This window comes from Streptomyces sp. WAC06614 (assembly GCF_003949795.1).
GTDB lineage: Bacteria > Actinomycetota > Actinomycetes > Streptomycetales > Streptomycetaceae > Streptomyces.
Genome location: NZ_RPRY01000235.1, coordinates 1 through 11,113, shown reverse-complemented (window position 1 = coordinate 11,113; position 11,113 = coordinate 1). Strand labels below are relative to the sequence as shown.

Here is an 11,113-nt window from a genome sequence, read left to right as displayed (position 1 = left end):
GCGCGGCGGGACCGCGCTGTGCCGTGCTGGTCACCGCGGCCGGACTGACGTCCACGCCGAGCACGCGGTGGCCCTGCTCGGCCAGGGCGGCGACCAGCCGGCCGGGGGCCGCTGTTCCTGCGCCGTACGGACGGTTGGCTGCTGCCCCTGGAGGTCGAGCGCTGGCTGGCCGACGCCGACCCCGCGGACCGGAGCGTGCTGGCCCGGTGCCGGGGCGCCGTCCTCGACATCGGCTGCGGCCCCGGCCGGCTGGTCGCCGCCCTGGCCGAGCAGGGCCACCGCGTGCTCGGCGTGGACGTCAGTCCGGCCGCGGTGACCAGCACGGTACGGCGCGGCGGGACCGCGCTGTGCCGGTCCGTCTTCGGGCCGCTGCCGGGGGAGGGCCGCTGGCACACCGCGCTGCTGATCGACGGCAACATCGGCATCGGCGGGGACCCGGGAGCCCTGCTCGACCGGGTCGCCCGGCTCCTCGGCCCCGGCGGACGGCTGATCGCCGAGGCCGACGGGGCCGAGGTGGACGAGTGCCACGAAGTACGCCTGGACGACGGCCGCGGTGCCCACGGCACGCCCTTCCCCTGGGCCCGGGTCGGGCCCGCGGCCCTGCGCGGCCACGCCGCACGGGCGGGCTGGAGGCCCGTGCACACCTGGACCAGCACGGGCCGCCACTTCACGGAGCTGGCACCGGGGTGTTAGCCCCGGGCCGGACCAGGAGACGTGCGGGCCCCGGCCGCTCAGCGGCGGGGCCCGCGCCCCGTCTCCGGGCCGTCGGGCGGCGCCGAAGGCCGGGGCGGGCGGCGGCGGGACCGGACGGCCACGGCGGCCACGGCAGCCGCCGTGACCGCCACCGCGGCCAGGGCCAGCAGCAGGTTCCTCGGGTACGGCAGGGGCAGGGCCGACGGATGGGCCGGGGTGCCCGGGCGGAGGAGGAGCGGGAGGGTGATCAGCGTCAGGGCGCCGGCGGTGATCAGGGCCCCGCGCAGCACCCGCCGGGCCGGCAGCGCCCACCGGGCCGCCGCAGCCGCCAGCAGCAGGCCGGCGCCCAGCACGAGCGGCGCGAGCACCCCGTCGTGCAGCACCAACGCCCCCGCCAGCCACACCAGTACGTCGAACGGGTCCGGCTCGGCGGCCAGGAGCAGCCCCCCGACCCCGATCAGCAGCAGCCCGAGCGCACCCAGCAGCCACCGGACCGGGGACACCGGCCCCGCGCCCCCGGCCGGCTGCTGCTCCGCAGCAGGAGCGGACATCACAGCACCTCCAGTCGGGCCACCCACTTGGTCTGCAGCACCCCGGGCCGGTTCGGCGCGATGATCCGCGCCGGGTGGCCGTGGTCGGGCGAGAGCACCGCGTCGTTCAGTCGGAGCGCCAGCAGCGTCAGCGGGTCCTGCGCGTAGCCGCGCCCCATCTCCATCACCCGGTACGCGCCCTGCGTCTCCAGCGAGACCACGCGCAGCGCGGCGCCGGGCGGGGCCCCGGCCCGTTCCATCAGGTCCCGTACACGGACCCCGGTCCACCACGCGTCGGCGCTCCATCCCTCCACGCAGGCGATGGGCAGGCGTACCCGGGTCTGCGGCAGGGCCGCCAGCTCGGTCAGGTCCAGGGTGTACGGGCGCGGCCCGACGACCTCCAGCCGCCACGCGCGCACGGCGGCCGGGGTCACGCCGGCCGCCGCAGCCGTCCGGTTGACCGGCAGTCCCTGCGGGCCGTGCCCCGGGTGGCGGGGCGCCAGCAGGTCCAGCGGGGCCAGCGGGGTGAAGGACTGCCCGACCGTCGTCACGGTGACGGCGCCCACGGCCGCACCCACGCCCAGCAGCAGCGTGCGCCGGTCGGGACCGTCCCGCTCCTCGTCCGGCAGCGCACGCGTCCCCGCCGACCGGCTGCTCCAATGGGCCCTGATCCCCGGCGCCTTGACCGCGAGGTGCAGCAGCACCGACCCGGCCACCACCCAGGCCACGGCGTAGTGCGTCTGGACGAAGCCGAACGGCCACGGGTACCACTGGGCGATGTTCAGCAGCCCGGTCAGCACCTCGAACAGGGTCGCGGCCACCAGCACCGCCACCGACAGCCGCTCCAGCGCGTGGCGCACCGACCGCAGCGGGGGCCACACGAACAGCCGGGGATAGACCGTCCACAGCTTCGCGAGCAGCAGCACGATCGCCGCCAGCCCGACCGCCACGTGCAACCCCTGCGTCAGCCGGTAGCCCCAGGCGGGGCGCGGAGGCAGGTGCGGGGCGAGCCAGTGGGGCGGGTGCTGGAGGAAGTGGCTCACCAGACCGGTCAGGAAGCACACCGCGAGGGCCGCCCCCAGCCAGCGCCCCACCGCCGTGGCGGTACGGGCGTCGTGCAGGCGCCCCGTGAACCGGGGCGGGCGCAGGGCGGCCGGCGGCGCGAGGGAAGGGAACGGGAAGCGTCGGCTCGTTCGAGATCGCATGGCCTTCATGCAACCGTGCGGACCGCTGCCGTGGGCCGGTCCGACACCTTACGAAACACGGACGTCCGCCCGCGCCGCCCACCGGGACGGCCGCACCGCTGCCAGGGTGAACCCGTGACCCACCCGCATTCCCCCGCCGAAGGCCCCGGCGACCCCGTCCGGGCGTCCCGGCCGTCCCGGGAGCCCCGAGCACCCCGGCCGCCCCGTGCGTCCCGGGCGGCCGTCGCCGGGACGGCCGTCCTGCTGGCCGCCCTCACCGCCACGCTCGCCGGCACCGTCCGCAAGGACGGCTACTTCACCGACCCGGCCGGCCTGTCCTGGTGGTACGCCGCCTGCTGGGCCCTGTTCGCCGCGGCGGCCTGGACGCTGCGCCGGGTCCCGTCCCGCCACGTCGCCGCGCTGGTCCTCGCCGGGGGCATCGCCGTGGCCGCCACCGGCCTCGCCGCCCCGCCGCGCACGAGTACCGATGCGTTCCGCTACGCCTGGGACGGCCGGGTCCAGGCCACCGGCACCTCCCCGTACGACCACGCCCCGGCCGACCCGGCGCTGGCCGGCCTCCGTGACGGCTGGCTCTTCCCGCCGCCGGAGGTGTGCGGCCCGGGCGCGCCCGACCTCGCGCGGCTCCCGGACGGGGGGTGCACCCGGATCAACCGGCCCCAGGTGCACACCATCTACCCGCCCGCGGGCGAGCTGTACTTCCTCCTCGTCCACGCGCTGTCCCCCGACGGGGTGCGCCACAAGGCGCTCCAGACGGGCGGGGCGCTCCTCGCCGTGGCCACCACCGTGGCCCTGCTGGGGATCCTGCGCCGCCGCGGCGATCCGCGCGGCGCCGCGTACTGGGCCTGGTGCCCGGCCGTCCCCGTCGAGGCCGTCAACAACGCCCACGCCGACGTGCTGGCCGTTCTGCTGTCCGTCGTCGCCCTCGGGCTGACGGTTCGTCACCGCATGGCCGGAGGAGCGGTGCTGGGCCTGGCCATCGGCGCGAAGCTGCTGCCCGCCGTCCTGCTGCCGGGCGCCCTGTCCGGCGTACGGCGGGCACGGGACGCGGCGGCGACGCTGGTCCCGGCCGCCGCGGTGCTCGCCGCGCTCTACCTGCCGTACGTCGCCCTGTCCGACTCCTCCGTCCTCGGCTACCTCGGCGGCTACGTCGACGAGGAGGGCTACGGGGACGCCGCCGGCGGCGGCCGCTACGCCCTGCTGCGCCTGGTCCTGCCCGACGCCTGGGCCCTGCCCGCCGTGGTGGTGGTGACGGCGGCGCTCAGCGTCCACGTGATCCGCCGCGGCGACCCCGCACGCCCCTGGTCCGGCGCCCTCCTGGTCACGGGGGCCGCGTTCCTGCTGATGACGCCCGGCTACTCCTGGTACGCCCTGCTGCTCGTCGCCCTCGTGGCCCTCGACGGCCGCTGGGAGTGGCTCGCCGTCGCCCTCGCCGGGGCCGCCGCGTACGTCGTGGCGCGGGCGGTCCCCGGCGCCGGCACGCTCGCCTACGGCCTGGCGGCCCTGGCCGTGGCCTGCGGACACCTGCTGCGGGGCACGGCGCAGGCCGGCCCTAGGGTGGGGGCCGAGGGAAACGAGGACCGCGGGAGCAGGGGAGCACGCACGTGAACGCCGAGAACACCGTCCTGGTGTCCACCGAGGGACGCACGGGCCGCATCGTCCTCAACCGGCCCCGCGCCCTGAACTCCCTCACCCACCCGATGGTGCGGACGATGACCGAGGCCCTGACCGCCTGGGAGGAGTCCGGCACGGTCACCCAGATCCTGATCACCGGTGCGGGGGAGCGCGGACTGTGCGCGGGCGGTGACATCCGGGCCATCCACGACGACGCCAAGGCCGGCGGCACCGCCTCGGCGGACTTCTGGCGCGACGAGTACCGGCTCAACGCGCGCATCGCCCGCACCCCCCTGCCGTACGTCGCCTTCATGGACGGCATCGTGATGGGCGGCGGGGTCGGGGTCTCGGCCCACGGCAGCGTCCGTATCGTCACCGAACGCTCCCGCGTGGCGATGCCCGAGACCGGCATCGGCTTCGTCCCGGACGTCGGCGGGACCCACCTGCTCGGCTGGGCCCCCGGCGAACTCGGCACCCACCTCGCGCTGACCGGCGCGGCCGTGGGCGCCGCCGACGCGATCCTGTGCGGACTCGCCGACCACTTCGTCCCGTCCGCGCGGCTGCCGGAGCTGGCCGCCGACCTCACCCGCGCCGACGTCCACGAGGTCCTGCCCCGGTACACCGCCCCGGCGCCGCCCGGCGACCTCGCCGCCGCGCGTGCCTGGATCGACCCCTGCTACGCCGCCGGCACCGTCGAGGAGATCGTGGACCGGCTCCGGGGCCACGGCGCCCCGGCCGCCAAGGAGGCCGCCGAGACCGTCCTCGCCAAGTCCCCGACCTCCCTGAAGGTCACCCTGGCCGCCCTGCGCCGGGCCCGCGCGCTGGAGACACTGGAGCAGGTGCTCGTCCAGGAGTACCGGGTGTCCTGCCACGGCCTGTCCTCGCCCGACCTCGTCGAGGGCATCCGCGCCCAGGTGATCGACAAGGACCGCCGCCCCCGCTGGAGCCCGGCGGACCTCGGCGCGGTGACCGACGCCGAGGTGGAGCGGCACTTCGCCCCGCTGCGGGGAGGGCTGCGCGACCTGGACTTCGGCCCCGGCCCCGGCTCCCGTGCCGGTCAGCGGTAGCCGGTGGTGTCCGCCGGCCGGCCCGGGTCCTGCACCTCGACCACGTAACGCCAGCAGTCCGGGCGGCTGCCGTCCCGGTCGGTGAACCCGTACACCTGGGCCAGGCCGCCGCTGGAGAGGGACTGCCCGTTGAACCGGGAGACCTCCGGGTCCGCCGCGAGCGCGGCCACCGCCCGGCCGACGTAGAACGGGCTCTCGGAGATGGCGAAGTGGGGCACCTTCCGCGTCGCCTCCCGCCAGGTCGCCTCCGTGACCCCGAACGCCTCCAGCATGATCTCCGAGCGCATCCAGCCCGGCGTCAGCGCCACCGCCGTCGACCCGCGCGGACCCAGCTCGTGCCCCAGCGCGAACGCCATCCGCAGCACGGAGGACTTGACCAGGTCGTAGAAGAACGAGTTGCGGTAGTGGGCGGAGTTGTACTCCAAGGTGCCGTCGGTCATCTCCACCACCAGCCCACCGGGCCGGCGCACCAGCAGCGGCAGGGCGACATGGCTGGTCACGGCGTGGGTCTCGACCCCCAGCCGGAGCAGGCGCAGCCCCTTGTCGAGGTCGTGCTCCCAGACGGGGCTGTCCCAGGCGAACATCCCCTCACCGCCCCAGATGTCGTTCACCAGGACGTCCAGCCGGCCCTGCTCGGCGTCGATCCGCGCGACCAGGGCCCGCACCTGCTCGGGCACCAGATGGTCCACGGCCACCGCGATGCCCGTCCCGCCGGCCGCCGTGACCAGCTCGGCGGTCTCCTCGACGGTCTCCGGCCGGTCGTACTCCGAGCGCTTCTCCCGGGTGCTGCGGCCCGTCACGTACACGGTCGCGCCCTGCGCGCCCAGTTCGACCGCGATGCCCCGCCCCGCGCCCCGGGTCGCCCCCGCGACGAGGGCGACCCGGCCCGCCAGCGTTCCCCGTGGTTCGTCGCCATGCGGCGAGCCTACGGCGGGCCGGGCGCGGGGGCGGTTCAGCGCGCGGGCACGGCCTCCAGGGCCTTGAGGACGGTGGCGGTGTCGGTGACCCGGCCGATCCGCGGGAAGATCTTCCCGAAGCTGTGCGCGTGGCTGTCCGCGTCCAGGTCGGTGCAGGCGTCCTCGGCGAACACCAGGGAGTAGCTGTGCTCCCAGGCGCTGCGCGCCGTGGACTCGACCCCGATGCTCGTGGAGAGCCCGGCCAGCACGATCCGCTCCACCCCGCGGCGGCGGAGCTGGAGGTCCAGCTCGGTGCCCGTGAAGGCGCCCCAGTGCCGCTTGGTGACCACGACGTCCCGCTCGCCCCCCTCGGTGAGGGACGGCGGGAACGCGGCGAACGCCTCCGGCGGGGCGGCCGCCGGGCCCGGTCGGTCCGCGTCCGCGCCGGGCAGGTCGCCGCCGTCGGGGGACCACGCCACCCGGACCCGGACCACCGGGAGCCCCCGGGCCCGGAAGGCCCGGGCCAGCTCCACCCCGTGGGCCAGGATCTCCAGCGAGGGCCGGACGGTGGGCAGGGCCAGGATCCCGTTCTGGAGGTCGACCAGGACCAGGGCGGTGCGGGCGTCGAGCGTCAGCGCGGAACTCATGGGACCTGCCTCTTCGTCGTGCCGTCGGGTCCCGCCAGTCTGCCGGACCGGCGGGCCCCCGCCGGGCACCCCCGCGGTCCGGCCGGGCGGCAGGTCCACGGAGCCCTGCCTCAGAACCAGGCGAGGGTGAGCGGGAAGGTGACGCGGGCGGTGGCTCCGGCCGCGTCGGTGGCGGTGGCCGTGATCCGGACGGTGCCGCTGCCCCACGGCTTGCCGCTGATCCGGCCGCTGACCGCGTCGATGCTCAGGCCCCAGGGCAGCCCCGTGGCGCTCCAGCGGACGGGAGCCTTGCCGCCCGTGGCAGAGAGCTGGACGGTGCAGGACTGGTTGAACTTGCACTGCTGCGGACCGGGATCGACCACCTTGAGGTCGCCCGGCGTGGGGGTCGGGGTCGGAGTGGGCGTGGGAGTCGGGGTCGGGGTGGGCGTCGGCTCGGTGGACGAGGTGAACACCTCGGAGATCGGCTGGACGTTGGCGGCGTTGCCCGCGTGCCCCGTGCCGAACAGGTCCTCGAACGTCCGCAGCAGATGGTGGTGGTTGACCGCCGCCGCGTACGTGCCCTGCTTGACGTGGGCGCCGTAGAAGACGGTGGCGATCTGGTTGGAGCCGAGGTAGTTGTCCTCGTCCCAGGTCAGCACCAGCAGGCTGTTGTGGGCCTTCGCCCACTGTGCGTAGGCGTCGAGGTTGTTCCGCGTCCACGTGTCACCGGTCTGCACCGAGCACGAGTGCATGTCGTTGCACTGGTTGGGCACCACGATCGACAGGTGGGGCAGCGCGGCGAAGTTGCCCTGCGGGAACTGCGTCCACGTCTTGCCGGTGTTCAGCGGCACGTTCTTGAACGCGAACCACGGGTTGTGCTTCTGCGCGTACTGGCCGTTGGTACAGGCCGTGGAACCCTCGCTCGGCAGGTCCTCGTTGTACGTGGCGAAGGTCTTGCCGGCGGCGATCAGCTCCTGGCCGAGGTTGGCCGCGCTCATCGACTGCGGGGTGTAGCAGCCGTCGCCGGTGATGCCCTGGGTGGCGCCGGAGAAGAGGTTGAAGTAGTTCGGCTGGCTGGGGTGGGTGAGCGCCTTCATGCCGGTCAGGCTCGCGCCGCCGCCCGCGAGCTGGTTGATGTACGGGGCGTTGGAGCTGCCGATGATCTCGCCGTACTGCTTGTTCTCGTAGACGACGACCACCACGTGGTCGTAGCCCGGCAGCGCGGCGGCACCCGGGCCCGCCGCCGAAGCTCCTGCGGCGGACTGGGAGTTGGCCACGGTGAACGCGCCGAGCAGGCCGAGCGCCCCCAGCCCCGCGACGAGCGCGGACCGGCGGGTCCGCCCGGCGCGGCGGCCGGGCCGCCGCGCGGAGTCAGGGCCGGCGGCGGGCGAGGGCGCGGAGGCGGGAGTGGCGGTGGGTGACGGGGGCACGGTGGTTCCTCCTCGGGTCGGGACGCGGGTCATGCCTCTCGCCGGGCCGCTCCGGCCACGGCGATGTTCAGGAAGCGGGGCACGGGACGGCCCCGGCCGCGGAAGTCCTCCACGACCGTCGTCCGCACCGCCGCCGACCGGGCGGCGGGCAGCAGCACCAGCACGCTGCGCCCCGGCCCGGGCCCGGGCGGCCAGGCGCTCAGCGCCCCGGCCCGACGGGCGCACGCCACGGCCCGGGCCAGGTCGTCAGGGACGGCCGCCGGCTCCCCGCGTACGGCGAGCAGCACCAGCCGGGACCCCGTCGCGGCCGGGTCGAACGCGACGTACCGGCGGGGCGGTCGCACGGTCGCGGGTGCCGTCCCGGGGGCGAGCAGCAGGGCCTGCCCGGGGCGGGCGAAGAGCACCGCGCGGCGCAGGGCGTCGTCCCCGTCGGGCAGCGTCCGCGCCAGCAGCCGGGCCAGCTGCTCCCGTCCGGGCGGGACCTGCCCGTGCACGGAGACGACGGCGAGCGCCAGTGCGCAGTGCGCGGGCTCGCCCGTGGCCAGCCCGGCGGCCTCCGCCAGTGACCCCTGCACGTGCAGATCGGTGCCGCCCCGCCCGTACCCGGCCCGGCCCAGCGCCCGCAGCACCGCGTACGGGCGGACCGCCCAGTCCGGGGCGGCCGGCGGCGGCCCGGACAGCTCCAGCGGCAGGTCGCAGCTGTGCGCCGGGTGACTGAGCGAGCTCAGCCGGACCAGGCCGTCCGTCCGGGGCGCCGCCGCGACGGCCACCGGCCACCCGGCCGCCGCGACCAGGCCGGGCGAGCCCAGGTGGAAGGCGTACGGGGCGCTCCACACCGCGGCCGGCCGGACCCCGTGCGCCGACTCCAGGGCGTACGCGGCCAGCCGGAACAGCGGGTCGGCGGTCGCCCGGCGGGCGAGCAGCGCCGGGTCGAGGGCGGCCGGGGCGGTCATGCCGCGTCCTTGCGGGCCAGCATCCGGTAGGCGTTGCCGCCGTCGGCGCGCCGGGCCGCGGCCGTGCGGACCGCGTCCAGCCCGGCCGCGACGGCGAAGGCGGGGAGCGCGGCGGCCCGTACGGCGTACCGGGCCGGCCGGCGGGCCGGCGGGGCGGGGGCCGCCCAGGGGCTGTCCGGGTCGGGGGCCAGCCAGGTCGTGGCCAGGGCCACCGCGCCGACGAAGTCGTTGCCCTGGTGGGCCGGGCCGTGCTCCTCGGCGAGCACCGTGAACCCGCGGTCCGCGAGTGCCTCGCGCAGGTTGCGGGCCGGGACCAGGTGCTGGTGCTGCGGCTGGAACCACGGCAGCCAGAGCGGGCCCAGCAGGCCGGCCATCCGCGACTCGGGGTCGGGCAGTTCGATCGCGAGCAGCCCGCCGGGGGACAGGGCGGTGGCCGCCGCGGACAGCTCTGCGAGCGGGTCGCGGGTGTGCTCCAGGTAGTGGTACATGCTCACGACCTCGTAACCTCCGGCCAGTTTGTCGGCGAAGTCCGGGAACTGGCCCTGGTAGCCGCGGGATATCCAGCCGCGCCGCTCGGCGTCGCGGACGCCCTCGCCCATGTCGAGGCCGTCGAAGCGGGTGGCGGGCCACACGGTGCGGGCGACCGTGCAGAAGTGGCCGTGGCCGGTGCCGACGTCGAGCCAGGACACGGGGCCGTCCGTGTAGGGGCGCAGCATCTCGGCGCGGGCGCGGTAGGAGTCGCCGAGCCGGCCGAACAGGGCGCCGGCGCCCTCGCCGCCGGAACCGTCGTAGAAGTCGCGGTAGTAGAAGTCCAGCCCGGCCGGGGTGAGCCGGGGGTTCTGGAAGGTGTGGCCGCAGTCGGCGCACTGCTCCAGGACGAACCGGCCGGGCTTGCCCTGGAGCAGGTCCGGGACCGTGACGCGCACGGCGAGCCGCACGGAGCCGCACCAGGGGCAGTCGGACCGGCGCTCCTCCAGGAACCGGTCCGTCCCGAGGGCCAGTTCGGCCCGGTACGCGGCCCTGGACGCCTCGGCCCCGGCGGCGCGGGGGGCCCGGCCGGCCGGGGCGGTGCCCGGCGCGCGGGTGTTCGCCGCCTCGGTGCCCGGCGTACGGGAGCCCGCCGTGCCGGTGCCCGTCGTGCGGCGGAAGGTCCGGACGGCCGCCGCCAGGGAGCCGGCCGGGCGGGTCGCCGTGGTGCGGGGCAGGTCGGCCGGGTGCAGCGGCCCGGCCGGGCCGCCGAGTACGGCGTACGGCTGGAGCCAGTACAGGCCGGCCGCCACTGCCCCCCAGCGGCCCTGCCGGGCCGCGGCCCCCGCCAGCAGCGCCAGCCCGGCCGCCTGCGCCAGGGCCAGCGGGCGCGGCGGCAGCCCCTGGGCCCGCAGCTCCGCGGCGCGGTCCACGGCCGGCCGGTCGGCCGCCGGGCGCGGCGGCGCGCAGCGCAGGCCGGGGGCGACGGCCAGGCCCGTGGCATGCGGCGCGTACTCCTTGAGCGTGCGGACCAGCTCCAGCATCTCGGGCCGACCCGGCCGCTCGTCCTCGGACAGGCCCGCCCGGACGAGCAGGTCCCGCTCGACCAGGACGGCGTGCCCGGCGCCCCGGCCCGACGCGAGCGGGTCCCGCCGGTACGCGGGCGGGTCCACCAGCCGCAGCAGCCCCAGGGCGTGCTCCACCGGGAGGTCCGCCGGCAGCAGGTCCACCACCCGCAGCCCCTCCCGTTCGGCGTACGCGCACGCCGCCAGGAACGTTCCGATGTCCGGCTCCACGCCCCGTGCGCAGACCAGCCGCCACCCGGATCCCGCCTCCTGCGGGCGGGCGGCGGCGAGCGCCGCCGGGTCCGGAGCGGGCAGGACCGGGAGGGCGGCCAGCCGCCGCCGGGCGCGGACCGTGCCGGCCGCGAGTGCGGCGGTCAGGGCCAGGGAGAGCCACGGCAGGCCGCCGCGCGGGGACGCCGTCGTGCCGGGCGGACGCGGGGGCGGGGGCGGGGGGGGGGGGGGGGCCCCCGGCCACCGGGCCCACGGCGGGGGGGGTGACCCCGCGCCCGCCCGCCGACGTGAACGAACCGATGTACGCCCGCAGTGCGTTGCTCACGCAGTTCCCCTCTC

General features: G+C 77.0%; 9 protein-coding genes and 1 pseudogene. 3 read left to right on the top strand and 7 right to left on the bottom strand.

Features of this window, described 5'->3' with window-relative positions; translation table 11 throughout:
• Positions 1–99: 99 nt before the first annotated feature.
• Positions 100–693, top strand: a pseudogene (locus EF918_RS25610) (methyltransferase domain-containing protein); the annotation flags it as partial.
• A 38-nt stretch (positions 694–731) separates the two neighbouring features.
• On the opposite strand, the gene EF918_RS25605 reads toward EF918_RS25610, so the two are convergent.
• Both EF918_RS25605 and EF918_RS25600 read right to left on the bottom strand, forming a co-directional pair.
• Complete coding sequence (locus EF918_RS25605; protein WP_260610667.1) at positions 732–1,244, bottom strand: hypothetical protein; 513 nt, start codon at positions 1,242–1,244, stop codon at positions 732–734.
• Positions 1,244–2,428, bottom strand: a complete 1,185-nt coding sequence (locus EF918_RS25600; protein WP_125650924.1) for a molybdopterin-dependent oxidoreductase — start codon at positions 2,426–2,428, stop codon at positions 1,244–1,246. Before EF918_RS25600 ends, EF918_RS25605 begins: the two co-directional genes overlap by 1 nt.
• Before the next feature lie 240 nt (positions 2,429–2,668).
• Here EF918_RS25600 and EF918_RS25595 point away from each other — a divergent pair, with 240 nt between their 5' ends.
• The gene (locus tag EF918_RS25595) at positions 2,669–4,033 is read left to right on the top strand and encodes a glycosyltransferase 87 family protein (RefSeq protein WP_125650930.1); all 1,365 of its coding nucleotides are present in this window, start codon (positions 2,669–2,671) and stop codon (positions 4,031–4,033) included.
• Positions 4,030–5,106 carry an enoyl-CoA hydratase/isomerase family protein gene (locus EF918_RS25590; protein ID WP_125650922.1) on the top strand — a complete coding sequence of 359 codons (1,077 nt, stop codon included), beginning with the start codon at positions 4,030–4,032 and terminating at the stop codon, positions 5,104–5,106. The genes EF918_RS25595 and EF918_RS25590 overlap by 4 nt, the downstream gene beginning before the upstream one ends.
• On the opposite strand, the gene EF918_RS25585 is transcribed toward EF918_RS25590, so the two are convergent.
• The 5 genes from EF918_RS25585 to EF918_RS39150 form a co-directional block, all read right to left on the bottom strand.
• Entirely contained in the window at positions 5,097–5,999 is a 903-nt protein-coding gene (locus EF918_RS25585) for an SDR family oxidoreductase (protein ID WP_125650928.1), read from the bottom strand. The genes EF918_RS25590 and EF918_RS25585 overlap by 10 nt on opposite strands.
• Positions 6,000–6,058: 59 nt before the next feature.
• On the bottom strand, positions 6,059–6,649 hold the full coding sequence (locus EF918_RS25580) for a hydrolase (RefSeq protein WP_125650920.1): 591 nt from the start codon (positions 6,647–6,649) through the stop codon (positions 6,059–6,061).
• Between the two features lie 110 nt (positions 6,650–6,759).
• Positions 6,760–8,058, bottom strand: a complete 1,299-nt coding sequence (locus tag EF918_RS39155) for an alkaline phosphatase family protein (protein ID WP_312847863.1) — start codon at positions 8,056–8,058, stop codon at positions 6,760–6,762.
• Positions 8,059–8,087: 29 nt separating this feature from the next.
• On the bottom strand, positions 8,088–9,011 hold the full coding sequence (locus tag EF918_RS25570) for a galactokinase (protein WP_125650916.1): 924 nt from the start codon (positions 9,009–9,011) through the stop codon (positions 8,088–8,090).
• On the bottom strand, positions 9,008–10,774 hold the full coding sequence (locus tag EF918_RS39150) for a class I SAM-dependent methyltransferase (RefSeq protein ID WP_312847862.1): 1,767 nt from the start codon (positions 10,772–10,774) through the stop codon (positions 9,008–9,010). Before EF918_RS39150 ends, EF918_RS25570 begins: the two co-directional genes overlap by 4 nt.
• Between the last annotated feature and the right edge of the window lie 339 nt (positions 10,775–11,113).